This window comes from Halomonas sp. DP8Y7-3 (assembly GCF_019801675.1).
Classification (GTDB): Bacteria; Pseudomonadota; Gammaproteobacteria; order Pseudomonadales; family Halomonadaceae; genus Halomonas; species Halomonas litopenaei_A.
In genome coordinates this window covers 217,624-241,078 of record NZ_JAHVIO010000014.1, presented here as the reverse complement: position 1 = coordinate 241,078, position 23,455 = coordinate 217,624, and the positions used below count along the sequence as shown (strand labels likewise).

The window sequence follows — 23,455 nt, the reverse complement described above, 5'->3', positions numbered from 1 at the left end:
GTGCATAGCGAAATGTTCTTGAATCGGCGGCTTGATGCAAGACGTCGAAGGGTGAGTCGATAGATAGTCGGCTTGCCGGTGTAGCGCTCAAGTGTGCAGAGGAAGCGTCGGTAGCGGGGAGTGCCCCAGCGGCGTCGGGGTCAGGGCAGCGCCCGGTGCTCGGCCGTGCTGTATGTCGGCGAGCGTGGCGGCTCCGTCGGGGGCGACACACCGTGCCAGCGTTTTCTTGAGGATTCCTTCCTTTTATTCAGGGTTCCCCAGTGAACCAAGTGAGGACGACATGAAAGTACTCGTCGCGGTCAAACGCGTCATTGATTACAACGTCAAGATTCGCGTCAAGCCGGACGGCAGTGATGTGGACCTGACCAACGTCAAGATGGCCATGAATCCTTTCTGCGAAATCGCCGTGGAAGAGGCCGTCCGACTCAAGGAGCAGGGCGTAGCGACCGAAGTCGTGGCGGTGACCGTTGGTCCCAAGGCGGCCCAGGAGCAGCTTCGCACCGCCTTGGCGTTAGGAGCTGACCGTGCCATTCACGTCGAGAGCGACGAGCGAGTGGAATCCCTGGGCGCCGCCAAGGCGCTGGCCAAGGTGGTCGAGAAGGAGGCGCCGCAGCTGGTGATTCTCGGCAAGCAGGCCATCGATTCCGACAACAACCAGACCGGCCAGATGCTGGCGGCCCTGACGGGCATGCCTCAGGGTACCTTCGCGTCCGCGGTGGAAGTGGACGGCGAGACACTGAAGGTGGTGCGCGAGATTGACGGCGGACTGCAGACCGTGGCGCTCAAGCTGCCGGCCGTCGTGACGACCGACCTGCGCCTGAACGAGCCGCGCTACGCCAAGTTGCCTGACATCATGAAGGCGAAGAAGAAGCCCCTGGACGTGCTGACCCCGGCAGAGCTCGGAGTCGAGGTGGCCAGCGGGCTTACCCTGGTCAAGGTCGAGCCGCCGGCCGAGCGCCAGGGCGGTGTCAAGGTAGGCTCCGTGGATGAGCTGGTCGACAAACTGAAGAACGAAGCGAAGGTGATTGCATGAGCATCCTGGTTCTCGCAGAACATCATGACGGTCAGCTGGCTGACGCCACCGCCCACGTGGTTGCTGCTGCTCAGGCCATCGGTGGCGACATCGACGTGCTGGTGGCGGGTCAGGATCTGGGCAGTATTGCCGAGGCAGCGGCCAAGCTGGACGGCGTGGCGCGGGTGCGGGTAGCCGACAGCGAGGTCTTTGCCCATCAGCTGGCCGAGCCTCTGGCGGACCTGTTGGTCTCCCTGGCGGATGATTACAGTCACGTTCTGGCGGCGGCCTCCACCACCGGCAAGAACGTGCTGCCACGCTTGGCGGCATTGAAGGACGTTGCGCAGATCTCCGAGATTATCGCGGTGGAAAGCGCCGATACCTTCAAGCGCCCGATCTACGCAGGCAACGCGATCGCGACCGTCCAGAGCGGCGACGCGCTGAAGGTGATTACCGTTCGTTCCACCGCCTTCGACGCCGTGGCGCAGGAAGGCAGTGCCAGCGTGGAAGCAGTCGACGCCGCTGTCGATAACGCACTTTCAAGCTTTGTCGGCGAGGAGCTGGCCAAGAGCGACCGTCCCGAGCTGGGTGCCGCACGAGTGGTCGTCTCCGGCGGCCGCGGTATGGGAAGCGGCGAGAACTTCAAGATTCTCGATAGCGTTGCCGACAAGCTGGGTGCTGCCATCGGTGCCTCGCGTGCGGCCGTGGATGCGGGCTTTGTCCCCAACGACATGCAGGTCGGCCAGACCGGCAAGATTGTCGCACCGGATCTGTACATTGCCGTAGGCATCAGTGGCGCCATTCAGCACCTGGCGGGGATGAAGGATTCCAAGGTCATTGTGGCGATCAACAAGGATGAGGAAGCCCCCATCTTCCAGGTCGCTGACTACGGTTTGGTGGCGGATCTGTTCGAAGCGATTCCGGAGCTCGACAGCAAGCTGTAAGCGCACTTTCTATGCGCCTGGTAAGACGCCGCGGCCATTGGGCCGCGGCGTTTTTTTTGGCGCTGGCGCCGCAGCAGGGGACGGGCTCAGCAGGGGGGCAGATCGCGTGGCCTGCTATACCCGAGGCTCCTGCGGGGACGACAGGACAGCCGGCAGCGCTCCTGGAGGCGTGCCGGATGTCTGCAGGCTCGGCCTAGGCTGTGCAGCACCGCAACTCCAGGGGATGGCGTTCGGCGATTGATGCGCCGACGGCCCTGGGTGGGAGAGGCATCTGGACAGGGGGAAGCGGGGTATGTCCTTGTCTCGCATTGATAACTATTCGTGTTTCGGGTACTGTCTCTGCATTTGACGCGGCACGTCGATCCGACCGGGATGCGGCGGGCGAGACGGTATGGCGGAGGCCGAGGAATGGCGAAGACAGATCTGCGGGCATGGCTCAATGTCGGCACGGCAAGCTCAGGGCGAGCGGCGGTCAGCGCAGTGGCGTTGATGGTGGGGCTCGGCGTGAGTGGGGCAGCATGGGCGCAGTCAGAGCAGGCCAGTGGCGATGGTGAGGCCTTGGAGGCGCAGCGCACTCAGGCCGAACTGCAGCAACGTATCGACGCTGCCGACGAAACGGTTCGCGAACGCATCGCCGAGCTGCGTCAGGCCGAACAGGAAGCGGAGCGTCTGGCGGCTTACAACGATTCGCTGGCGCCCCAGCTCGAGCGGTTGGCCACTACCCTGGACGAGCGCCGGGCGGGCATGGCCACCATGTCGGCGACCAGAGAAGCCTTGCCGGGTGTGCTCAGCGAGATGACCGAGCGTCTGGACCGATGGGTAGAGCAAGACATTCCCTTTCTGCACAGCGAGCGTAGCGCCCGGGTGACATCACTCGAGAACAGTCTGTCGAGTCCACAGCTGTCTAGCGCTGAAAAGCTGGAGCGGGTGGTCGCGGCCTGGCAGGCCGAATTGGCCTATGGGCGCGAGCTGGATGCATGGCGCGGCACCCTTGAGCAGGCGGATAGTCGTCGCGAGGTGGACTATCTGCGCCTGGGGCGGGTCGGCTGGTACTACCTGACGCCTGACGGCCATGAGGGCGGCGTGTGGCAGCAGGGCGAGTGGCAGCCTTTGAGCGCCGCGCAGCGCGATCAGGTCGAGAAGGGCATGCAGATTGTTCGTGATCAGCGTGCCCCGGACTTGCTCGAACTTCCCCTGTCACAATTAGGCGAGGAGGCCAACTGATGTTCTCTCCGATGAATGGCTCTCGTCATGGCGACGCCCACACCCGCAATGCGGGGGGAGTCGTGTCCCGCCCGTCCATGGCATGGTGCCGCACAGCGTTGGTGGCGGCGCTGTTGTCGACCGTCTCGCTGGCGGCGACTGCGCAGCAGAATAATGAGCAAGCACAGCAGGATAATGGCCAGGCGCAGCAGAATAGTGAACAGACGCAAGTCGGCGAGCTGCCGCTCGCCACGTTCAAGCTAGAGCGTGAGGCCGCAGAGGCACGTGATCGAGAGCGCCTGGCTGGGCTCGTAGATGACAGCGAGGCGCTTGCCGCCGCTCTTGCGGACGCGCAGCAGCGCCGCGACGCCGCCCGCGCCGAACGTGAGCGGCTGGAGTCCGACATGGCCGAGACTCGCGCTGCGTTGGACGAGATCTCCGCCGCGCGAGACGCCGAGGGAGGAGACTTGACCGCGGTATTTTCCGCAGTGGCAGGTGCCACTGGCGAGCTACGAGATGAGCTGGGCCAGAGCTGGCTGACGTTAGGTGCCGAGACAGCGTTGCCGCCGCGTCTCGACGATGAGGCGATTCTCACCGTCCAGCATATCGAGGCGCTTGCCGATAGCCTGATGGGCATGACCGCAGAGACTGCCAAGGTGCGTCAGATAGAAGCGCCGGTGGCGGCATCCAATGGCGAGGTCGCCAGTCGTCCGGTGACCCGGGTGGGTGATCTGATGGCATTTTCTCAGGGCGAGCTGCTGGAACGGGTTGGCGAAGAGGGTCGCCTGGCGGCGGTGGAGCACACGCCGACGGCGGTGCGTAAAGCACTGACCGCCTACCAGGCCGGGGAGTCCGCCAACCTGCCCGTCGACCCTGCTGACGGTCGCGTTGTCGAGGCACTGTCGCGTCAGCCCAGCCTGGTTGAGCGCTTCCACCAGGGCGGAGCGGTCGGCTATGTGGTCGTGGCGCTTGGTGTGCTGGGGCTGCTGGTAGCGGTTGGCCAGTACCTCTATCTGCTGAGGGTCAGCGTGACGACTCGACGTCAGCTCTCCAGCATGGAAAGCCTGCGCTCCGACAACCCGCTCGGGCGCGTGCTGTCCCGTTTCCACGCCTTTGGTGCAGATCATGCGCCGGAGGCGCTGGAGGCGCGCCTGGACGAGTGTCTGCTGGCGGAACAACCTCGCCTGGAGCGCGGCCAAGCGCTGGTCAAGATGCTGGCGGCGGTGGCCCCGTTGCTCGGCCTGCTGGGTACGGTGACGGGCATGATCGTGACGTTCCAGTCAATCACGGTGTTTGGTACTGGAGATCCTCAGCTGATGGCGGGGGGGATCAGCCAGGCGCTGGTGACCACCGTGCTGGGCTTGATCACTGCGGTGCCTCTGCTGTTTGCCCACACTGCGCTGTCGTCACGTTCACGCTCGCTGATCGGCACGATGGAAGGAAAGGCCAGTGCCGTGTTGGCTGACCGTCTGGAAACTCGCGCGGCGCCGGTGAGTGGGACCTCCACACAGCAGCAAGGAAGCAGGCAGCATGCCGACTCACCCCTGGCTTGAGCCCCTTTATTGGCTAGTCGACGCCGGTGGGCCAGTGCTGGTGGGTATCGCCGTGGTCGCCATGCTGCTGTTTTCGGTCGGGCTCGAGCGCTGGTGGTTTTTCCGCTTTCACTATCGCCCCGCGCGGGCCGCACTGATGCGGCGCTGGGTAGAACGTCATGATCATGTCAGCTGGAGCGCTCGCACCCTGCGTGAGACCTGGGTGACGGAGTTGATTCGGCGTCTGCGTGGACCGCTTCCCTGGCTCAAGCTGCTGGTGGTGATCTGCCCGTTGCTGGGCCTTCTTGGCACGGTGACCGGCATGATCACGGTGTTCGACAGCCTGTCCCTGGCGGACAGCAATCAGGCCCGAGCCATGGCGGATGGGGTGGCGAGAGCGACGCTCCCGACGTTGACCGGCATGGCGGTGTCCGTGGTTGGCCTGCTGTTTATCACACGACTCGAACATATCATCCGGCGCGAGGATCAGCGGTTGCATGATCGCCTGGCCCGTGCCGCGGAGGACGCACATGCGTAGACGTCGACTGTCCGCCGGCGCCGAAGAATCCAGCGAGGTCAATCTGACCCCCATGCTGGATGTGGTCTTCATCATGCTGATCTTCTTCATCGTCACCACCAGCTTCATCAAGGAGAGTGGTGTCGAGATCGAAAGGCCAGAGTCATCGGCCGCGTCGGCAAGGCCTGACGTGCAGGTGCTGGTGGCCATTACTCCGGAGGGAGCCCTCTGGGTCGATGGGCAGCCCGTGGATATTCACCGTGTAGGCACGACAGTGGCCGGCATGCTGTCTGATGACGGTTCCGTGGTGATACAGGCGGATCGTAACGCGGCGACCGGTGTGCTGATCGAGACCATGGACCGTTTGCGTGATGCTGGCGTGGACAAGGTCGCGGTAGCGGCGGAGAGGAGCTCCGACGCATGAGGCGAGTGGGAGCCCTGATCGCGGGAGGCCTGTTGACGCTGGCACTGTTTGCGCTGCTGGCACTCCTGGTGTTGCCGCCGGAGTCGGAGCCTGAGCTGAGAGAAGAGATCACGCTGTCGCTGGCCGAGCCGGTGGCACCCCAGGCAGAGGCGCCGGCGGAGTCATCAGCGGCATCGTCGGCAGCGCCACCGCCGCCGCCCCCGGTGCAGGCCGCACCAGCGCCACCTGCACCGGCGCAATCGGCAGTCAGCGAAATACGCTTGCCGGACCCGGAAGTGGTGCCGCCCAAGCGGGAGGTCCAGACCCTGGACAGTCGCTTGCCGGAGCTGACAGAAACGCCGCCGGAGCCCAAGCCGCAGCCGCGACCAGAGCCGCGACCAGAGCCTCAGCCTGAGCCCCAACCTCGCCCCGAGCCGACACCGCAGCCGGTGGCGACCCCGGCACCTTCGCCTTCGCCTGCGCCCACCCAGGCGTCCAGCGGCAGCGGCAGTGCCGCCAGCGCGGGGGCCGGGGCAGCAGCGCCCGCGTCCAATGAGCCGGTCGATGTGGGGACGTCAGCCCGTGCCACGCGCAAGGTGCCGCCGGAGTATCCGCGTCGGGCGCAGCGTCGGGGACTCGAAGGTTACGTGGTCATGCAGTTCATTATTCGTTCCGACGGCAGCGTCGATCGCGGCAGCATTCAGGTGGTCGATGCCAGTCCACGAAGAGTGTTTGAGGACGCCGCACGGCAAGCCATTGCAGGCTGGCAGTTCGAGACAGCCTCCGGCCTGCGCCGGGCGCGCCAGCGTCTCGAGTTCCAGTTGAGGTAACGCCGGTGATGAAACCAGCAAGCGAGGTAGCCATGTCGACAACACCGCTGGCGGGACGAGCCCTGCGCAGGTTGCTGTCCATTGCAGTGGGGGCAGCGCTGCCTGTTGCAGCGTCGACCGCGCTAGCCGCACCGACCCTGTCAGGGGGCATCATTGCCGATCTCAAGGGGCTCGAGCAGCAACTTGCAGATGATCCATCTGCGGTTGAGGACAAGGCCGAAAGCCAGGCTCAGCGGCTCAGTGCCGGCAATGCGGCGGATCGCTGGGCGGCTGCCTTGTACCTGCAGCTTGCGGCAGGTGCCGAGTCCGCCCAGGGGCGGCATCAGCAGGCCGCAGAACATCTTGCCGCAGCACGGGAACTCGACGGAATAGAGGCGCAGCAGCGTGACCGCTGGCAGCGCCAGGAAGCCGAACTGCGCATCCAGGCAGGCCAGTCGTCTCGCGCGGCGGTGCTGCTCGAGGACTGGCTCCAACGCCATCAGGACAGCGATGCACTGTGGCTGATGGCCGAACTGGCCGCCGAGCAGGAAGCGTGGGACGAGGCCGCAGACTGGGTCGAGCGGGCCAGGCAGCAGGATGCCGACCCGACGGCTGAACGCCGGCAGTTCGCCGGCGCCGTCATGCAGCGCAGCGGCCGGCTGGATCAGGCATTGGCGGACCTGGAGGCTGCCTTGGCTGATCACCCCGCCAATAGCGAAGGCTGGCGGCGCGCGGCGGCCATGGCTCAGCGTCTGGGACAGCCGCAGCGGGCTGCTGCATTGTGGGAGTCTGGCTGGCGCCATGGTGCGCTATCCGGAAGTGATGACCTGGAGCAGCGCATCCAATTGCACCTGGCGGCAGGTACGCCCGCCCGCGCGGCTGAGCTGCTGGCCATCGCCATTGAGCAAGGTGTGCTCGAGGCCACCGAGAGCCGTCAGCGCCAACTGGCCGAAGCCTGGTTTCGTGCCCGCGATCGCCAGCGTGCCCTGGCCGCCTGGCAGGCATTGGCCAGCGACCATGACCGGGGTAGCGACTGGCTGCGCTTGGGACAGATTGCCGCAGCCTGGGGGCAGGAGTCCGTCGCGGTAGGGGCGCTGAAGCGAGCGCTCGAAAAGGGAGAAACCGACGCAACGTCTTGGTTGGCGGCACTTTCCGAGGAGACTCCACCAGCGGACGAAGGCTCTGACATGGGCGGCACAGACAGCTGAGCGATCGCCGCCCGCAGCGCGATTGGGTTGTCGACGATCAGCGTTCAACCGTAGACTTTGCGCATGAAAACACTTCGAAGCCCTTTATTACTGGTCGTTGTTCCAATGGCTGCGATTATCGTGCTGGCGGCGGCGATCTTTGGCTCCCAGGCGCTGTCGGACAGTCGCCTCGATGACGACGCTCGGCGTGCCTTGGCCTCGGCGCTGGGCACTTCCTCTTCCATCGAGCTGGCTCAGTTGCAGGAAGTACGCTATGGCTACGGTCTATGCGGCTCCTATCGCCTGTCACCCGAGCAAGGGTTTGCGTCCTTCTACATGGACACCACGACAGGGGACGTTGAGCTAGACGTCAATTCTCGTCGTTTCAACACGCATTGTGGTCTGTCAGCGCTCTGCTGACAGGCGATGCAGTGCTTCCCAGGTGTCAGCCCTGATGCTGTCTCTGCCCATCGTCTGGAGTTCTCCTATGCGTTTCATGTCTGCTGCTGTGTTTCTTGGTCTGGCTGGCCTGTTGCTGGCTACCCCTGTCGTCGCCGCTGAGCTGGAGATCAGTGACGCGCGTCTTCGCGTGCTGCCTGGAGACAGGCCTGGCGCCGGCTACTTCCAGCTGCACAATCCGGGCGAAGCGGCTGTCGCCGTGGTAGGCGCCGAGACCGATGCCTACAAATCGGTGGAACTGCACATGAGCATGGAACAGGACGGCATGGCCATGATGCACGGTGTCGAGCGCTTCGAGGTGGGGCCGGGCGAGACGCGAGAGTTTGCGCCGCAAGGCTACCATCTGATGTTTATGCAGCCCCAGGCGACCCTCAACGTCGGAGACGATGTCGACGTGACGCTGTTGCTGGAAGGTGGGGGAGACGTCGCGGCCACCTTCGAAGTGGTGTCTCCGGCAGCGCTCTGACACCTCGGGTCATCGCACGGGCTCTGGGTTGCCACGCAAGCAAGTTCCAGCGGTGGTGGCCCGCCGTCGCCTGGGTTATGACGTAGTTATGATGTAGTTATGACGTGGTGATGACGTAATGATGCTAGGCATGGGGGTAGGATGACGTCGTTTGGGAAGCGCGCCTTGGGGGTGTGTCTTGGGCTAGGGTGGCTTGCGCTCGCGGGCTGCGAGGATGCCAATTGGCGTGGCACGGACATTTCGGAGACCATGCCGCCGTTGGACTTCGAGCTGGTCAGCGAAAGTGGTGCCGGGATCAATGAAGGGGATGTCGCCGGCGACACGGTGCTCGTCTATTTCGGCTTCACCCATTGTCCCGATGTCTGCCCGACCGCCTTGGCGCGCCTGTCCGCCGCACTGCGGGAACTGGACGAAACGGTTCGCGAGGATGTCACGGTGCTGTTCGTCTCGGTGGATCCCGAGCGCGATACTCCTGAGGTGCTAAAGGCCTACACCGAGGCCTTTGGCCCCCGCTTTGTCGGCGTCACCGGGGACAAGGCAGCCTTGGATGAGGTCACCAATCGTTATCGTGTCAGCTATCGACTGGGGGAGCCAGAGGCGGATGGCAGCTACGACGTTGATCATTCCAGCGCCATCTTTGCCTTCGATGCCGGTGGTGATGCTCGGCTGTTGATGCGCGACAGCGACTCGGTAGAGGCCATCGCGGCGGATATTCGTCGCCTGGCGCAGCAGGGCTAGCCCGCGCTAGCAAGCCGCTACATACACGCCGCTACATGAAAAGGGCCGCCCGATGGGCGGCCCTTTTCTGTCATGCAACAGATATCGCCAGCGGCGCCAGGTACTGCCTACAGGTCAAACTCGGTCCACACTGGCGCATGATCGGACGGCTTTTCCATGCCGCGCAGGTCATAGTCGATGCCGGCCTGGGTGGCGCGTTCGGTGAGGCTTGAGGTGGTCAGGATATAGTCGATTCGCAGGCCGCGCTTGGGCTCACGATCAAAGCCCTTGGAGCGATAGTCGAACCAGCTGAAGCGATCGTCCACGGTGGGGTACAGGTGACGATAGCTGTCGACGAGTCCCCATCCCTTGATACCGCTCAGCCACTCGCGCTCCACCGGCTGGAAGCTGGTCTTGCCCTCGCGCAGCCAGCGCTTGCGGTTGGATTCACCGATGCCGATATCGATGTCTTCGGGTGAGATATTGAAATCTCCCATCACCGCGAGGCGCTGCTCGGGCGAATGCTGCTGGTCGAGCAGCTGTTGCAGCTGAGCGTAGAACGCGCGCTTGTGGGGAAACTTGGTCGGATGGTCGACGCTCTCGCCCTGGGGAAAGTAGCCGTTGTAGACCCAGACGGACTCGCCGTCGGCGCATGGCAGGCGTGCGCCAATCATGCGCCGCTGAGCGTCCTCATTGTCATCGGGAAAGCCGTAGCGGATTTCCTCTGGCGTCTGACGCGTCAGCAGAGCGACACCGTAGTGGCCTTTCTGACCGAAGAAATAGACCTGGTAGCCCATGGCCTCCACCGCCTCGCGGGGAAACTCGCTGTCCTGAACCTTGGTCTCCTGCAGCCCAATCACGTCGGGCTGGTGGGCCGCAATCAGGGCTTCCAATTGATGCAGGCGGGCGCGAATACCGTTGATGTTGAAGGACACCAGCCGCATCAGGAATCTCCCTTGCCAGCATCGTTGTCAGGTGTGTCCGGACGAGAGGGGTGGATCTCGATGTTGGGGGCAGCGCGCATACGTTCCAGGCGCTTGGCCGCCTGGTTCTTGCGCTGCTGCTTTTTCTTGGCTGAAAAGCGCCGGGACGAGGTCACTTCGTCGGGGTTTTCGTGGCGCCATTGCTTGTAGTCCTTGCGCCGACCGGTGCGAATGGTCACCTTGTCGGCCAGCGAGCGGGTCTTCTTGCGGCGTGTCATGACGCGGGGCTCCTCTCTATAATGTGCGCATTCTAACAGGGCGAGGGCTGACGGGGCAGCCGTCGTCGTGCAACGAATACGCATCAGGCAAGCCCAAACCGCCAGAGGCTGTTACAATGGCCGGCTTGAGTCAGGACATGAGAGCAGCCGCTCTGCGTGTCCCGTTTGCATTCACCTCCCGAGACGGACACACAGCACAGCCTATGAGCGAGTCGGAACAGACCACCGCACCGGCCGAGAGCCGCAAGCCCAAGCGTCGCCGTCGCAAGCCGCGGCGCCGTCAGTCCAACTGGGACCTGCGCCAGTTCCAGGTGCCCGCCGTGGCGGGCAAGTGGCGGTTCCATGACTTCGATCTGCCGCTGCCGCTGATGCGTGCCATTCATGCCCTGGGCTTTGAATATTGCACGCCGATTCAGGCCGAGGCGCTGACCCACACGCTGCTGGGTGGGGATGTGGTCGGCAAGGCGCAGACCGGGACCGGCAAGACGGCCGCCTTCCTGATTTCCATGCTGGCCTACTTTCTGGAAGAAGAGGCGCCGGACGGTCAGAAGGCTGGCGCCCCGCGCGCGCTGATTGTGGCGCCAACCCGTGAGCTGGCGCTGCAGATCGAGAAGGATGCCAAGGCCCTGGCACGGTTCACCTCACTCAAGGTGACCAGCGTTGTTGGTGGCATGGATTATCAAAAGCAGCGCGATGGTCTGGCAGGCAACGTGGACATCCTGGTCGCGACGCCTGGTCGCCTCCTGGACTTCCAGCAAAAGCGGGACATCGATCTGAGTCAGGTCGAGGTGCTGGTGCTGGACGAGGCCGACCGCATGCTGTCGATGGGCTTCATTCCGGACGTGAAGCGTATCATTCGCTACACCCCCAAGCCCGAAGAGCGCCAGACGTTCCTGTTCTCGGCGACCTTCACCGAGGACATCCTCAATCTGGCAAGCCAGTGGACGCATCAGCCTTCCCACGTGGAAATCGCGGTGACCGTGGACAACGCCGCGAACATTGATCAACGCGTCTACATGGTCAGCGATGACGACAAGCAGCGGCTGCTGGTGCAGTTGTTGCAGCAGGAGTCGTTTGATCGCGTCATGGTGTTCGGCAATCGTCGCGACCTGGTGCGCAAGCTTCAGGACCTGCTCAAGAAGGCCGATATCAACGTGGCGATGCTCTCTGGTGATGTGCCCCAGAACCAGCGCATCCGCACCCTGGAGCAGTTCCGCGAGGGCGAAATCCAGGTGCTGGTAGCAACGGACGTCGCCGGGCGAGGGATACACATCGAAGACGTCAGCCACGTCATCAACTACACCCTGCCGGAAGATCCCGAGGACTACGTTCACCGGATCGGCCGGACCGGCCGTGCGGGAGCCAAGGGCGTCTCGATCAGTTTTGTTGGTGAGGAAGATGCCTTCTCGCTGCCCGAGATCGAACGCTTCATCGGTGACAAGCTGCCTTGTGAACACCCACCGGAAGGGCTGCTTTAAGCTCAACTGGGTGAACGGGTTGCCTGTGTGACAGGGCCGGCTCAGTGCCGGCCCTGCTTGTCTGTGGGCAATGCCTGCCCGACCTCCGTGATCGCCGAACATAGCGGGACCCGCCATGCTGGATGATGCCCTAAAACGCGAGATTCAGACCGCTTATCGCCGTGTGCTGGAGGCGTTGGAGCTAACGCCTCGCTACGGTCAGCGCCTGATGATCGCTGAAATTTCGCGCACCCTGGCCTCCATCGAAACGGATGAGGACGGCAAGCGCACGAGCGACGAGCATGTCTGCGTGCTGGAGGCGGGCACCGGTACCGGCAAGACCCTGGCCTACCTGCTGGCGGCATTGCCGGTGGCCAAGGCGCGGGGCAAGCGGCTGGTGCTGGCGACCGCGACGGTGGCGCTGCAGGAGCAAGTGCTGCATCAGGATCTTCCTTCGCTGAAGGCCCATAGCGGACTGTCCTTTGACTTTGCCCTGGCCAAGGGGCGGGGGCGCTATGTCTGTGTGGCCAAGCTTGATGCCGCCATGGACGGGGTAGAGGACAACCCCACGCTGTCGCTGTTCGAGCAAAGCCTGGACAGCGCCAGTGGCGACGACTTCAAGGATCTGGTCGCCGCCATGGGCGACGCCTACGGCAACGGTCGCTGGGAAGGGGATCGCGACAGCTGGGGTGAAGCCATCGACGATGCGCACTGGCGGCGCCTGACGGTAGATCATCGCCAGTGCACCAATCGTCGTTGTGGCCACTTTGGCGCCTGTGCGTTCTTTCGCGCTAGGCGCGATCTTGATCAGGCCGATGTCATCGTCGCCAATCACGATCTGGTGCTGGCGGACCTGGCGCTCGGGGGCGGCATGGTGCTGCCTGATCCAGCGGACTGCATCTACGTCTTTGACGAAGGGCACCATCTGCCGGACAAGGCCATCTCGCACTTTACCCATCGCTTCAGCGTGGGTGGAGGCTTGCGCTGGCTGCGCAATCTCAAGGGTTCGCTGACAGAGCTCAATACAGCGTTGGGCGTGCAGCCCACCTTGGCGCGGCTGCTGGCGGCGCTGCCGGTGGCCATGGATGCCCTTGAGCCAAGACTGGGTGAGGTTTTTGCGCTGGGGCACCAGCTCGCCGAACGTCCTCACGGCCTGGCCGACGAAGAGGATGGTGCCCAGCACCGCTTCGAGATGGGGCGCGTGCCAGAGGCCTTGCGCGCCCAGGCTGAAGGGTTGGTCGTGCCCTTCGCTGAGCTCTGCCGTCACCTGGAGTCGATGACCGATATCCTGCGTGAAAGCCTGGATCCCGAGAAGTCCACGGGGCTGGCGCGTGAGCAGGCAGAGGCCTGGCTGCCCCTGTTGGCACTGTTGCACGGCAGGGCGCTGGAAGCCCATGCGCTGTGGCAGGCCTTTGCCGAGATGGATCCCGCGGACGCGCCGCCCAGGGCCCGCTGGCTGACGCTCGAGCGCTTCCAGGGGGAGCCCGAGCTGATCTTTTCGGCTAGCCCGGTGTCGGCGGCGCATACCTTGGCGCGCTCGCTGTGGGGGCGCTGCCACGGTGCCGTGGTGACCTCGGCGACATTGACGGCGCTGGGTCGCTTCGAGCGCCTGCAGGAGCGTGCCGGTCTGGCCAATCGTTATCGTTACCAGCGACTGCCGAGTCCGTTCGACTATTCGCGGGCCGTCTTGAGTGTGCCTAAGGAAGCGGTGGATCCGTCTGACCGTGAAGGGCATGAGCGGGCCATCGTTGACTTCGTCGAGGCTCTCGATGCCAGCGAGGCGGTGCTGGTGCTGTTTTCTTCTCGTGCACAGCTGCGCGGGGTAGAGAAGGCGCTGTCACGGGAGCGTCGCGAGCGGGTGCTGGCGCAGGACCGGTTGCCCAAGCGCGAGCTGGTCACCCGTCATCGACAGCGGGTCGACGACGGCGAAGGCAGCATCCTGTTTGGTCTGGCAAGTTTTGCCGAAGGCATCGATCTGCCCGGGGATTACCTGACGCATGTGGTTATTACCCGCTTGCCCTTCGCGGTGCCTGATGATCCGGTAGGCGCGACCCTGGCCGAGTGGATCGAGAGCCAAGGCGGCAATTCGTTCATGCGCATCAGCGTACCCGATGCGTCGATCAAGCTGGTGCAGGCCTGCGGCCGGTTGATCCGCAAGGAAGCCGATCGTGGCCGGATTACGCTGCTCGACCGCCGTGTGCTGACCCGTCGTTATGGTCGGGCACTGCTTGATTCACTGCCGCCCTTCGTGCGCGAGGTGGACGGAGTGCGCCAGTCAGGTTGAGCTGGCTCAGGCGGCAATGATGGGGTGTGTCAGCACAACGCAACGAGCCCGCCATTGGCGGGCTCGTTGCGTGAAGACGCTGGTGCAGCCAGCTCTCTGGCTTGGTGGGGCTAGCCGAGGCGCTTGGTCAGTACCGGGGCCAGGCGCTCGTTCATGCCGCGCAGCGCTTCCACGGTAGTGTCCCAGTCGATACAGGCATCGGTGACCGAAACGCCGTAGGCCATTTCGCTGCGATCCTGCTTGATCTTCTGGTTGCCCCAGCCGATGTTGGACTCGACCATCAGCCCGATGATCGAGCGATTGCCGTCCAGAATCTGGTGGGTGACGTTGTCGAGCACCAGTGGCTGCAGGGCAGCGTCCTTGTTGGAGTTGGCGTGGGAGCAGTCGATCATGATGTTCGGCTTCACCCCAGCCTTCTTCAGCTCTTGCTCCGCCAGCGCCACGCTGACGCTGTCATAGTTAGGCTTGCCGTTGCCTCCGCGCAGAACCACGTGGGCATAGGCATTGCCACGGGTGCGGATGATGGCGACCTTGCCCTGCTGGTCGATGCCGAGGAAGTTATGGGGGTGAGCCACCGACTGCAGCGCATTGACCGCCACGTCCAGGCTGCCGTCAGTGCCGTTCTTGAAGCCCACCGGACAGGACAGGCCAGACGACATTTCGCGGTGGGTCTGAGACTCGGTGGTGCGAGCACCAATCGCCGACCAGCTGATGCAGTCCTGCAGGTACTGAGGGGAGATCGGGTCAAGCGCTTCGGTGGCCAGTGGCAGGCCAAGCTCCGACAGTTCCACCAGCAGGCGCCGAGCGATGTGCAGTCCTTCCTCGATCTCGAAGGAGTCGTTGAGGTGAGGGTCGTTGATCAGTCCCTTCCAGCCAACGGTGGTGCGCGGCTTCTCGAAATACACGCGCATGACGATGAACAGGCTGTCCTTTACCTCATCGGCGAGGCGGCGCAGACGGCGCGCGTAATCCAGCGCTGCGTCGACGTCGTGGATGGAGCAGGGGCCGACGACCATCAGCAGGCGCGGGTCGCTGCCGTCGAGAATATTCTGGACGGTCTTGCGGCCTTCGATCACCGTGGCCTCTGCCTCGGCGGACAGTGGAATTTCCTGCTTCAATTGCTCTGGGGTGACGAGAACATCCTGGGCCAGGACGTTGAGGTTGTTCACCTGCTTGTCGGACATGAGGTCTACCTGTGTGTATCGTGTCAGCGCTGACGTTTTTGCGTGGTCCTACTATCCCTTGAGGCAAGGGAAACTTCAATCGTTCAACGGAACCTTGTCGCGCATCCGCTGTCCGACCGGCTTCAACAAATAGAGCCAGAGAACGCTTGATGCGAGACACGGAAACAGGAACACTTGTGCCTTTTATCATGACGAGTCTTATGACCTATACGTCGCCGACGGGTGAAAGGGGCTTCCCTGTTGCCACGGGCCAGTCCGAGGGTCCGGCGCCGTCAGCCCGACACCGTCGGGGAGGAGAGAGATGACGGCCAAGGAAACGGACCAGCAACTGGTAGCGCGAGCCCAGAAGGGCGATACCCGCGCCTTTGATCTTCTGGTCAAGAAGTATCAGCACAAGATTCTCGGACTGATCGGGCGCTACATCAATGATCATGCCGAGGTGCAGGACGTTGCTCAGGAGGCCTTTATCAAGGCCTATCGCGCACTTGGCAAGTTTCGGGCCGAGAGTGCTTTCTATACCTGGATGTACCGTATTGCCATCAACACCGCCAAGAACCACCTGGTATCACGTGGTCGGCGTCCGCCGGGCAGTGATCTGGACATCAACGATGCCGAGATTCTGGACATGAGCGGTCGGCTTGCTGACATCGAGACGCCCGAGGCCTCGATTGCTCGGGATCAGCTAGAGTCAGCCGTGTTCGAGGCCATCGAAAATCTGCCCGATGACCTGCGTACCGCGATCACCCTGCGTGAGCTCGACGGTCTGTCCTATGAAGATATTGCCCAGATCATGCAATGTCCGGTCGGTACCGTGCGATCGCGCATCTTCCGCGCGCGGGAAGCAGTGGATCAGCATATTCAGCCGCTGATGACCACGTCGCGCAATGCGGAATCCCTGTCTGAATAGGTGGCAGGAGCGGCTTTAGTGGCCTGGGGAAAAGGGCAAATCATGCGACTTCCCCATTTTTTTCAAATTGAGATGAACTGTTGGCGAGAATGGGCGTCTTACCCAGTGACTGACCGATACATGCATTGGGCTTCCATTGCCTCACGCCGCACGCTGTAGCTGGCTTCAAGGCGGCAGAACTAAGGCAGTTCGGTAGTGGAACCTGACGCCGATTCTAGGGTCTTGGACCTGTAGGCGTGACGCTTCGTCGAAATGAGGTGTGGAGAATGAGTCTGAACGCACGGGAATCGCTTTCAGCCCTGATGGACAATGAAGGTGACGAGCTGGAGCTGCGTCGGGTGCTGAAGGCACTGGATGGCGACCAGGACAGCGCAGAAAGCTGGCGCCGTTACCATCTGATGCGGTCTGCTCTGCGCCGCGAGACAGATACCGATCCCTCCGTGGATCTGTCGGCCGGCATCATGGCCCGACTGGAGGATGAGCCTGCTCCGCTGGTGGAGTCGTCCCCACAAGGCACAGCGCAGCGTGGAGGCATTGGCCTGGCGCGCGGAGCTGGCATTGCGGCGGCGGTGTCGTTGATGGTGATCAGCGGCGTGCAGTTCTACAACTCGTCCTTTGATGCCGCGCCTGCCGCTGGCACTGCAGGCTTGGCCGCCGGAAACGGTGCCGCCCAGCCGGCCAGCGTGTCCAATGCCAATGCCGGCGCGGAGCTGGCCAGCGTGGCGGCCTCGCGTCCCTCGCTGATGGATTTGCCGATGTTCCAGTCCGGGGCCGGCAATGGTGCAACGAATAGCGGGTTGATGACGGTCGGTGCGCAGGTGGCGTCGCCGATGATGCTGTCACCTTCGGCCCAGCAGTCCCGGGTCAGTGATCAGGCCCAGGCACAGCTGTTGCAGTCCTACCTTGATCGGCATGCCCAGGGCGCCGCCTTCAGCAGCGCCGACAACTGGATGCCGATGCTGCGCAGTACGCCCGTCGAGGCGCGCTGAACAGACGCGGATTGCCGCAGCGATGACTGTCGCTTGCGCACATGATGGATTTGTCCGGCCCCTGATGGGGCCGGGCGTCGTTAATGACAAGCCTGTCGGGACACACCTCCTATGCCATATGCAGGGCCGCATGCTTCCGTGACGGGTCGGCTGACGCTCCTTCTCGCCTGCCTGTGCCTTTCTCCGCTGACGCTGGCGCAGAGCGCGCCCGTCTCCTCCAGCCCTGCGCTTGCCGGGGCGCCGTCTGAGGCGGCTGACGTTCAGAGCGTCTATGACTGTGCCGCGCTACCTGCACTGGCGCCTCCCTCTGAACCGGGAGAATGGTTCGAGCGCAGTGTGTGGGCATCCCATTGCTACCAGTATCAGGCCCGCGCGGTGCGGATTGTCGATGACGAGGTGGTTACCCTGTCGGTAGCGCGAGACATCCGTCAGGGGGTGGAGCGAGATCGCCTGCACTTTCTTGATGGACCTAATCGTTCGCTGCTGCGAGAGGGCGGTGCCTTTCGCTTCGAACTGCCTTCCCCGGAGGGTGCTGCACCGGCTTCCCCCGAGGCCCTGGTCAAGCATCTGAGCCATTTCTATCGCCTGCGACTCGACGGTGAAGAGCGCATTGCCAACCGGGCCTCGGTGCGGCTCGAGCTGCTGCCCCTGGATGACATGCGCTACGGCTATCGCATGTGGCTGGACCGGGAAACGGCGATTCCTCTAAAGCGTGCGCTGATCGATGACAACGGGCGCGTGCTGGATACCTTCCAGGTCGTCGCGATGACACCGCCGCAGCGCTATCAGGGCAGGGTCGAACTGAAGCGCCCCGCGTCCTCTGCGACCCTCGCCTGGCGCGCCGGCTGGCTGCCGGGTGGGTTCGTTGCCCAGCCCCTGATGGCGATGGCGGATGATACCGATGAGCCCCGTCGTCACAAGCTTTACAGTGATGGCCTGTCGACCATCAGCCTGTTTGTCGAGCCGGTTGCCGGGGCGCGGGCGCTGCGTCCTGGGGTGCACCGACTGGGCGCCAGTCACGCCGCGGTACGTCGGATTCAGCAGCAGGGACAGTTGCTCCAGGTGGTGGCCGTCGGTGAGTTGCCCCCCAGCGTATTGATCCGAGTGGTCGAGACCCTGGAGATGGGAGAGGCGTCATCGGCTCCCTCGTTGACGACTGACGGCCAGAGCGCGTCATCATGAGTGGGTCCTGCGCCACCGCAGAGGCGACCGTGATCGGCTGGACCCGCGACGGTATTCGGGTGGCGGTGAAGCCTCAGCCTGGCTGCGGGCAGTGTGCTGCGCGGGGCGGTTGCGGCGCCCGTTGGCTGTCCCAGGACACGCCTGAGCGCCGTGAGCTTGAGGTGGCGAGCACATCCCGGCCTCCCATTGGCAAGCCTGTGACGATCAGGCTGGCCTCGGCGACGCTGGTGCGAGCCAGCGTGTTGATGTACGGGCTGCCGCTATGGGTGGCGTTGGGCCTGACCCTGCTGGTGGAGCTGGCCTGGCCGGAGCACTGGTCATCTCCTCTCGCCTTTGTTGCTGGGCTGGTGGTCGGCGCGGCGTTGCTGCGTCGTCATCTGCAGCGGCAGGGAGCACAGTTTCGCCCTCAGTTGGTGGGCGCGCCTGTCGATGTGTCGGACGAGGCGGCCGAGGTGCGGTCTCGTTAAGGGTGGCTTGCTCGCTAACGATTGAACCTTTTGCGCTGGCGACGGTAAAACATGTAGCGACCCCAGGGACGCATCGAATAGATGACGCACAGAGCGGTGTATTCCGTGCCTCTCTCAGGTCGCTTCTCTCGCAATCAGAGTCCTAGCAGGAGCCTTGCATGAAGCCGATGACTCGCACCCTGTCCACGTGGATGGCGCTGATGGTGGGCATGGTCGTAGCCCAATCCAGTCTGGCCAGGGATCTTCCCGACTTCACCGAGTTGGTCGAAGAGGCCGCCCCAGGCGTCGTCAATATTTCCACGACCCGCGTGACAGAGGGGTATTCAACGCCCTTTGGCAACTTTGGCGGTCAGGAGATTCCCGATATCTTCCGTCACTTCTTTGGGGATCGCTTTCCGGTACCCCCGGGCGGTGGCGGTGGTGGCCACACCGAAGAGCGCCAGTCGCTCGGTTCTGGTTTCGTGATCGATGCCGATGGCTACATCATGACCAATGCCCATGTGGTGGAGGGTGCCGACGAGATCATGGTTCGCCTCAATGATCGTCGGGATCTCAAGGCCGAACTGGTCGGTGCTGATGAGAAGACCGACGTGGCGGTGCTCAAGGTCGACGCCAGTGACCTGCCGACGCTGTCCCTGGGGGACTCCGATGACCTCAAGGTTGGCGAGTGGGTAGCGGCCATCGGCTCGCCCTTCGGCTTTGATCATTCGGTGACGGCGGGCATCATCTCTGCCATCAACCGCACCTTGCCGCGGGATGCCTATGTGCCCTTTATCCAGACGGACGTGGCGATCAACCCCGGGAATTCCGGCGGTCCGCTGTTTAACCTGGACGGCGAGGTGATCGGTATCAACTCGCAGATCTTCACCCGTAGCGGCGGCTTCATGGGCCTGTCGTTCGCGATTCCGATCAACGTGGCCATGGACATTGCCGATCAATTGCGTAGCGAAGGCCATGTCACCCGTGGTTGGCTGGGCGTGATGATTCAGCCGGTCTCCAAGGATCTGGCAGAGTCCTTTGGCATGGAGCGGCCAGAAGGCGCCTTGATCGCCGATGTCGACCCGGATGGTCCTGCCGCCCGGGACGGTCTGGAAGCGGGGGATATCGTGCTGGAAGTGGACGGCGAAGCCGTCGAGCGTTCCAGCAGCCTGCCGCGCTTGATTGGTCGCGTGGCCCCGGACAGTGAGGTTGAGCTGAGCGTGCTGCGTGGAGGAGATCGGCAAACCCTGACGGTCACCGTGGGCGACTGGCCTGAAGCGTTGGCTGGGGGCAGTGGTGAGTCCTCCAGCAGCGCCTCGCCGGCCCGTCTGGGGATTGCGGTGCAGGCGCTGACAGAGGCGGAGCTCGGCAAGTACGGCATCGACGCTGGTGTGCGGGTCAGCGATGTGGACCCCCGTGGCGTGGCGGCGGCTTCCGGTATTCGCCCTGGTGACATCATCGTCAGTGTGGATCAGACGCCGGTGGAAAGCGGCCGCCAGTTGAGCCAGCTGGTGCGTGAATTGCCCGCTGATCGTGCGGTGCCGGTGCGCCTGTATCGCGATGGGCGCTCGCTGTTCGTGGCGCTGCGCCTGGCCGACGACTGAGCGCCAACAGGCATTTTTTGCTGGTGACGAACGCCCGGGTTCACCCCCGGGCGTTGTCGTCTTCTGCCACGCGACAACAGCCCGCCGATGCGGCTTGGGATGCGCGGGGCAGGGGATGCCGGTACAATGGCGCCAACTTTTTCTCGGCGTCACCCAGGCAAGGTTGTTCTCGTTGCCCTTCGGCGCGTTCTCAAGATGGAATCATCCAGCATGTCAGAACCTGATAACCGCAAGGTAATCAATAATATACGCAACTTCTCGATCATCGCGCATATTGACCATGGCAAGTCTACCCTGGCCGATCGCCTGATCCAGAACTGCGGAGGCCTGACCGAGCGTGAGCTCAAGGATCAGGTGCTGGATTCGATGGATCTGGAGCGTGAGCGCGGTATTACCATCAAGGCCCAGTCGGTGACGCTGGATTATCATGCCAATGATGGCCAGACCTACCAGCTCAACTTCATCGATACGCCAGGGCACGTCGACTTTTCCTATGAGGTGTCGCGTTCGCTGTACGCCTGTGAGGGCGCGTTGCTGGTGGTCGATGCCGCTCAAGGGGTGGAAGCTCAGTCCGTCGCCAACTGCTATACCGCCATCGAGCAAGGCCTCGAGGTGTTGCCGGTGCTTAACAAGATGGACCTGCCCCAGGCGGATCCGGACAAGGTGGCTCACGAGGTAGAGGAAATCATCGGCCTCGACGCGACCGATGCCTGCCAGGTTTCCGCCAAGAGCGGCATGGGCATTGACGCCTTGCTGGAGCGCCTGGTGCGCGACATCCCGCCGCCCAAGGGGGATCCCGAGAAGCCGCTGCAGGCGCTGATCATCGATTCCTGGTTCGATAACTACCTTGGCGTGGTATCCCTGGTCCGTATCTTCGATGGCGTATTGAAGAAGGGCGAGAAGATTCGCATTCTGTCGACCGGGCGTGACTGGCAGGCCAACGAGGTGGGGATCTTCACGCCGCTGCGCAAGGAAACCGATATCCTGCGCGCCGGCGAGGTGGGCTTTGTGGTAGCCGGTATCAAGGACATCCACGGGGCGCCGGTGGGGGATACGATTTCCCACGCCAAGACTCCTGACGTCAAGCGTCTGCCCGGGTTCCAGAAGGTCAAGCCTCAGGTGTACGCAGGCATGTTCCCGGTCAGCGCAGATGACTACGAGGACTTCCGTGACGCCCTGGAAAAGCTGGCACTGAACGATGCTTCGCTGGACTATGAGCCGGAAAACTCGGATGCCCTTGGCTTTGGTTTCCGCGTCGGCTTCCTCGGCACGCTGCACATGGAAATCGTTCAGGAGCGCCTGGAGCGCGAATACGACCTGGACCTGCTGACCACCGCTCCCACGGTGGTCTATGAACTGGGAATGAAGAACGGCGAGGTTCGCTACGTTTCCAACCCGTCGAAGCTGCCTGACATGGCGGACGTCGAAGAGATGCGTGAGCCGATCGTTCGGGCCAGCATCCTGGTGCCCCAGGAGTTTGTCGGCAACGTGATCAGCGAGTGCGAACTGCGCCGCGGTACCCAGAAGGACATGCTGTTCCTGGGCAGCCAGATCCAGCTGACCTACGAACTGCCGATGAGCGAAGTGGTCATGGACTTCTTCGATCGACTCAAGTCGATCTCCAAGGGCTATGCCTCACTCGAGTACAATTTCGAGCGCTTTGAAGCGGCCAAGCTGGTGCGTCTTGACGTCCTGATCAACGGTGATCGGGTCGATGCGCTGGCGGTCATCATCCATCGTGATCACGCCCACAGCCGCGGCCGGATCCTGGTGGAAAAGATGAAGGAGCTGATTCCCCGTCAGATGTTTGACGTGGCGATTCAGGCTGCCATCGGTGGTCAGGTGGTGGCGCGCTCGACCGTCAAGGCACTGCGCAAGAACGTCACCGCCAAGTGTTACGGCGGTGACATGACGCGTAAGAAGAAGCTGCTCGAGAAGCAGAAGGCCGGCAAGAAGCGCATGAAGCAGGTCGGTCGCGTGGAAATTCCTCAGGACGCCTTCCTCGCCGTACTCAAGGTGAACGACTAGCGTTCCCCTCGGGCGTGGTGCACGCCCCGGCGTAGTTGCCGGGGCCATCCGCCCGATCCCTATTGTCTATCAAGCCACCTGGAATGACTGATATGGACTTCTCCCTGTTGCTGGTGATCGCGGTTGCCGTCACTGGCCTGATCTGGCTGCTCGACCTGGTCTGGTGGCGTCCTCGCCGTCGAGCCCACACCGAGATGGCCGAAGCCGGCACCACCGAAGGGGTAGGCACCACAGCGCGGACCCTTGCCAGCAAGGAACCCTGGCCGGTGGACTATGCCAGGTCCTTCTTTCCAGTGCTGCTGGTGGTGCTGGTGCTCAGAAGCTTTGTGGTGGAACCGTTTCAGATTCCCTCGGGCTCGATGCGTCCGACCCTCGAGATCGGCGACTTCATTCTGGTCAACAAGTTTACCTACGGCCTTCGGCTGCCGGTGAGCAATACCAAGGTGCTGGACGTCAACGAGCCGGAGCGGGGAGACGTGATGGTGTTCCGCTTTCCCCAGGATCCCTCGGTGAATTTCATCAAGCGGGTCGTGGCGGTGCCGGGAGATACCCTGCGCTACGTTGACAGGCAGCTTTACGTCAATGGCGAGGCCGTGCCCAAGACGTTGCTCGACGATGCTCCCGACAGTGCTCCAGGCGAGCTGCTGTTCTCCGAACAGCTGGGCGAGCATCAGCATCAGATCTACAATAATCCTCGTGCTACTAGCCCGTTGGTCCATGATGTGGTCGTGCCTGAAGGCATGTACTTTGCCATGGGTGACAACCGGGACCATTCCAATGACAGCCGCTATTGGGGCTTCATCCCCGAAGAAAACATCGTCGGCAAGGCCTTCGCAGTGTGGATGCATTGGGACGGTGGATTGCCGAGTTTCGCCAGCGTGCGGTCGATTCCTTGAACGCATCCTGGCGGCCAGGTGTCCCCAT

General features: G+C 63.2%; 23 protein-coding genes. 20 read left to right on the top strand and 3 right to left on the bottom strand.

Features of this window, described 5'->3' with window-relative positions; all coding sequences use genetic code 11:
* Nucleotides 1–280 precede the first annotated feature (280 nt).
* The 11 genes from KUV86_RS15590 (at nucleotide 281) to KUV86_RS15540 (ending at nucleotide 9,270) form a co-directional block, all read left to right on the top strand.
* On the top strand, nucleotides 281–1,033 hold the full coding sequence (locus KUV86_RS15590; RefSeq protein ID WP_222163042.1) for an electron transfer flavoprotein subunit beta/FixA family protein: 753 nt from the start codon (nucleotides 281–283) through the stop codon (nucleotides 1,031–1,033).
* Nucleotides 1,030–1,956, top strand: coding sequence for an electron transfer flavoprotein subunit alpha/FixB family protein (locus KUV86_RS15585; RefSeq protein ID WP_206937461.1), 927 nt, complete (start codon nucleotides 1,030–1,032; stop codon nucleotides 1,954–1,956). The genes KUV86_RS15590 and KUV86_RS15585 overlap by 4 nt, the downstream gene beginning before the upstream one ends.
* A 408-nt stretch (nucleotides 1,957–2,364) precedes the next feature.
* A complete protein-coding gene (locus tag KUV86_RS15580; RefSeq protein ID WP_242520552.1) occupies nucleotides 2,365–3,180 on the top strand; it encodes a DUF3450 domain-containing protein in 816 nt (271 codons plus the stop codon).
* Nucleotides 3,180–4,712, top strand: a complete 1,533-nt coding sequence (locus KUV86_RS15575) for a MotA/TolQ/ExbB proton channel family protein (protein WP_261389698.1) — start codon at nucleotides 3,180–3,182, stop codon at nucleotides 4,710–4,712. Before KUV86_RS15580 ends, KUV86_RS15575 begins: the two co-directional genes overlap by 1 nt.
* Nucleotides 4,690–5,229 carry a MotA/TolQ/ExbB proton channel family protein gene (locus KUV86_RS15570; RefSeq protein ID WP_206937464.1) on the top strand — a complete coding sequence of 180 codons (540 nt, stop codon included), beginning with the start codon at nucleotides 4,690–4,692 and terminating at the stop codon, nucleotides 5,227–5,229. Before KUV86_RS15575 ends, KUV86_RS15570 begins: the two co-directional genes overlap by 23 nt.
* The gene (locus KUV86_RS15565; protein WP_206937467.1) at nucleotides 5,222–5,632 is read left to right on the top strand and encodes an ExbD/TolR family protein; all 411 of its coding nucleotides are present in this window, start codon (nucleotides 5,222–5,224) and stop codon (nucleotides 5,630–5,632) included. The genes KUV86_RS15570 and KUV86_RS15565 overlap by 8 nt, the downstream gene beginning before the upstream one ends.
* Entirely contained in the window at nucleotides 5,629–6,441 is an 813-nt protein-coding gene (locus tag KUV86_RS15560) for an energy transducer TonB (RefSeq protein ID WP_222163043.1), read from the top strand. Before KUV86_RS15565 ends, KUV86_RS15560 begins: the two co-directional genes overlap by 4 nt.
* A 32-nt stretch (nucleotides 6,442–6,473) precedes the next feature.
* Nucleotides 6,474–7,628, top strand: coding sequence for a hypothetical protein (locus tag KUV86_RS15555; RefSeq protein WP_261397670.1), 1,155 nt, complete (start codon nucleotides 6,474–6,476; stop codon nucleotides 7,626–7,628).
* 105 nt (nucleotides 7,629–7,733) lie between these two features.
* A complete protein-coding gene (locus KUV86_RS15550; protein WP_261397669.1) occupies nucleotides 7,734–8,027 on the top strand; it encodes a hypothetical protein in 294 nt (97 codons plus the stop codon).
* A gap of 67 nt (nucleotides 8,028–8,094) precedes the next feature.
* On the top strand, nucleotides 8,095–8,532 hold the full coding sequence (locus tag KUV86_RS15545) for a copper chaperone PCu(A)C (RefSeq protein ID WP_222485489.1): 438 nt from the start codon (nucleotides 8,095–8,097) through the stop codon (nucleotides 8,530–8,532).
* 141 nt (nucleotides 8,533–8,673) lie between these two features.
* The gene (locus KUV86_RS15540) at nucleotides 8,674–9,270 is read left to right on the top strand and encodes an SCO family protein (protein WP_261397668.1); all 597 of its coding nucleotides are present in this window, start codon (nucleotides 8,674–8,676) and stop codon (nucleotides 9,268–9,270) included.
* 107 nt (nucleotides 9,271–9,377) lie between these two features.
* Here the strand turns inward: KUV86_RS15540 and xthA are convergent, their stop codons facing one another.
* Both xthA and KUV86_RS15530 read right to left on the bottom strand, forming a co-directional pair.
* Nucleotides 9,378–10,193, bottom strand: a complete 816-nt coding sequence (gene xthA, locus KUV86_RS15535) for an exodeoxyribonuclease III (protein WP_206937481.1) — start codon at nucleotides 10,191–10,193, stop codon at nucleotides 9,378–9,380.
* Nucleotides 10,193–10,450, bottom strand: a complete 258-nt coding sequence (locus KUV86_RS15530) for a hypothetical protein (protein ID WP_222485487.1) — start codon at nucleotides 10,448–10,450, stop codon at nucleotides 10,193–10,195. Before KUV86_RS15530 ends, xthA begins: the two co-directional genes overlap by 1 nt.
* A 203-nt stretch (nucleotides 10,451–10,653) precedes the next feature.
* Here KUV86_RS15530 and rhlB point away from each other — a divergent pair, with 203 nt between their 5' ends.
* Together rhlB and dinG are read left to right on the top strand one after the other, a co-directional pair.
* Nucleotides 10,654–11,928, top strand: coding sequence for an ATP-dependent RNA helicase RhlB (gene rhlB / locus KUV86_RS15525; RefSeq protein WP_206937487.1), 1,275 nt, complete (start codon nucleotides 10,654–10,656; stop codon nucleotides 11,926–11,928).
* A gap of 115 nt (nucleotides 11,929–12,043) precedes the next feature.
* Nucleotides 12,044–14,191, top strand: a complete 2,148-nt coding sequence (dinG, locus tag KUV86_RS15520) for an ATP-dependent DNA helicase DinG (RefSeq protein WP_222485485.1) — start codon at nucleotides 12,044–12,046, stop codon at nucleotides 14,189–14,191.
* A 110-nt stretch (nucleotides 14,192–14,301) separates the two neighbouring features.
* Here dinG and KUV86_RS15515 read toward each other — a convergent pair whose 3' ends face one another.
* Entirely contained in the window at nucleotides 14,302–15,375 is a 1,074-nt protein-coding gene (locus KUV86_RS15515) for a 3-deoxy-7-phosphoheptulonate synthase (RefSeq protein ID WP_206937503.1), read from the bottom strand.
* A 301-nt stretch (nucleotides 15,376–15,676) separates the two neighbouring features.
* Here KUV86_RS15515 and rpoE point away from each other — a divergent pair, with 301 nt between their 5' ends.
* From rpoE to lepB, 7 genes are all read left to right on the top strand, one after another.
* Nucleotides 15,677–16,282 (top strand): RNA polymerase sigma factor RpoE, encoded by a 606-nt coding sequence (gene rpoE, locus KUV86_RS15510; RefSeq protein WP_206937507.1) that lies wholly within the window; start codon nucleotides 15,677–15,679, stop codon nucleotides 16,280–16,282.
* Between the two features lie 266 nt (nucleotides 16,283–16,548).
* Complete coding sequence (locus tag KUV86_RS15505) at nucleotides 16,549–17,271, top strand: sigma-E factor negative regulatory protein (protein ID WP_206937510.1); 723 nt, start codon at nucleotides 16,549–16,551, stop codon at nucleotides 17,269–17,271.
* Nucleotides 17,272–17,409: 138 nt separating this feature from the next.
* Complete coding sequence (locus tag KUV86_RS15500) at nucleotides 17,410–18,453, top strand: MucB/RseB C-terminal domain-containing protein (RefSeq protein ID WP_222485484.1); 1,044 nt, start codon at nucleotides 17,410–17,412, stop codon at nucleotides 18,451–18,453.
* A complete protein-coding gene (locus KUV86_RS15495; RefSeq protein ID WP_222485482.1) occupies nucleotides 18,450–18,920 on the top strand; it encodes a SoxR reducing system RseC family protein in 471 nt (156 codons plus the stop codon). Before KUV86_RS15500 ends, KUV86_RS15495 begins: the two co-directional genes overlap by 4 nt.
* A gap of 158 nt (nucleotides 18,921–19,078) precedes the next feature.
* Complete coding sequence (locus KUV86_RS15490) at nucleotides 19,079–20,503, top strand: DegQ family serine endoprotease (protein WP_222163049.1); 1,425 nt, start codon at nucleotides 19,079–19,081, stop codon at nucleotides 20,501–20,503.
* 210 nt (nucleotides 20,504–20,713) lie between these two features.
* On the top strand, nucleotides 20,714–22,531 hold the full coding sequence (lepA, locus tag KUV86_RS15485; protein WP_206937537.1) for a translation elongation factor 4: 1,818 nt from the start codon (nucleotides 20,714–20,716) through the stop codon (nucleotides 22,529–22,531).
* Between the two features lie 92 nt (nucleotides 22,532–22,623).
* Nucleotides 22,624–23,427, top strand: coding sequence for a signal peptidase I (gene lepB / locus KUV86_RS15480; protein ID WP_206937539.1), 804 nt, complete (start codon nucleotides 22,624–22,626; stop codon nucleotides 23,425–23,427).
* The last annotated feature ends 28 nt before the right edge of the window (nucleotides 23,428–23,455 follow it).

What these genes read in the sequence shown, in the direction of transcription:
- KUV86_RS15590 (WP_222163042.1), top strand. Translation starts at nt 281, where the DNA reads ATGAAAGTACTCGTCGCGGTCAAACGCGTCATTGATTACAACGTCAAG.
- KUV86_RS15585 (WP_206937461.1), top strand. Translation starts at nt 1,030, where the DNA reads ATGAGCATCCTGGTTCTCGCAGAACATCATGACGGTCAGCTGGCTGAC.
- KUV86_RS15580 (WP_242520552.1), top strand. Translation starts at nt 2,365, where the DNA reads ATGGCGAAGACAGATCTGCGGGCATGGCTCAATGTCGGCACGGCAAGC.
- KUV86_RS15575 (WP_261389698.1), top strand. Translation starts at nt 3,180, where the DNA reads ATGTTCTCTCCGATGAATGGCTCTCGTCATGGCGACGCCCACACCCGC.
- KUV86_RS15570 (WP_206937464.1), top strand. Translation starts at nt 4,690, where the DNA reads ATGCCGACTCACCCCTGGCTTGAGCCCCTTTATTGGCTAGTCGACGCC.
- KUV86_RS15565 (WP_206937467.1), top strand. Translation starts at nt 5,222, where the DNA reads ATGCGTAGACGTCGACTGTCCGCCGGCGCCGAAGAATCCAGCGAGGTC.
- KUV86_RS15560 (WP_222163043.1), top strand. Translation starts at nt 5,629, where the DNA reads ATGAGGCGAGTGGGAGCCCTGATCGCGGGAGGCCTGTTGACGCTGGCA.
- KUV86_RS15555 (WP_261397670.1), top strand. Translation starts at nt 6,474, where the DNA reads ATGTCGACAACACCGCTGGCGGGACGAGCCCTGCGCAGGTTGCTGTCC.
- KUV86_RS15550 (WP_261397669.1), top strand. Translation starts at nt 7,734, where the DNA reads ATGGCTGCGATTATCGTGCTGGCGGCGGCGATCTTTGGCTCCCAGGCG.
- KUV86_RS15545 (WP_222485489.1), top strand. Translation starts at nt 8,095, where the DNA reads ATGCGTTTCATGTCTGCTGCTGTGTTTCTTGGTCTGGCTGGCCTGTTG.
- KUV86_RS15540 (WP_261397668.1), top strand. Translation starts at nt 8,674, where the DNA reads ATGACGTCGTTTGGGAAGCGCGCCTTGGGGGTGTGTCTTGGGCTAGGG.
- xthA (WP_206937481.1), bottom strand. Translation starts at nt 10,193, where the DNA reads ATGCGGCTGGTGTCCTTCAACATCAACGGTATTCGCGCCCGCCTGCAT.
- KUV86_RS15530 (WP_222485487.1), bottom strand. Translation starts at nt 10,450, where the DNA reads ATGACACGCCGCAAGAAGACCCGCTCGCTGGCCGACAAGGTGACCATT.
- rhlB (WP_206937487.1), top strand. Translation starts at nt 10,654, where the DNA reads ATGAGCGAGTCGGAACAGACCACCGCACCGGCCGAGAGCCGCAAGCCC.
- dinG (WP_222485485.1), top strand. Translation starts at nt 12,044, where the DNA reads ATGCTGGATGATGCCCTAAAACGCGAGATTCAGACCGCTTATCGCCGT.
- KUV86_RS15515 (WP_206937503.1), bottom strand. Translation starts at nt 15,375, where the DNA reads ATGTCCGACAAGCAGGTGAACAACCTCAACGTCCTGGCCCAGGATGTT.
- rpoE (WP_206937507.1), top strand. Translation starts at nt 15,677, where the DNA reads ATGACGGCCAAGGAAACGGACCAGCAACTGGTAGCGCGAGCCCAGAAG.
- KUV86_RS15505 (WP_206937510.1), top strand. Translation starts at nt 16,549, where the DNA reads ATGAGTCTGAACGCACGGGAATCGCTTTCAGCCCTGATGGACAATGAA.
- KUV86_RS15495 (WP_222485482.1), top strand. Translation starts at nt 18,450, where the DNA reads ATGAGTGGGTCCTGCGCCACCGCAGAGGCGACCGTGATCGGCTGGACC.
- KUV86_RS15490 (WP_222163049.1), top strand. Translation starts at nt 19,079, where the DNA reads ATGAAGCCGATGACTCGCACCCTGTCCACGTGGATGGCGCTGATGGTG.
- lepA (WP_206937537.1), top strand. Translation starts at nt 20,714, where the DNA reads ATGTCAGAACCTGATAACCGCAAGGTAATCAATAATATACGCAACTTC.
- lepB (WP_206937539.1), top strand. Translation starts at nt 22,624, where the DNA reads ATGGACTTCTCCCTGTTGCTGGTGATCGCGGTTGCCGTCACTGGCCTG.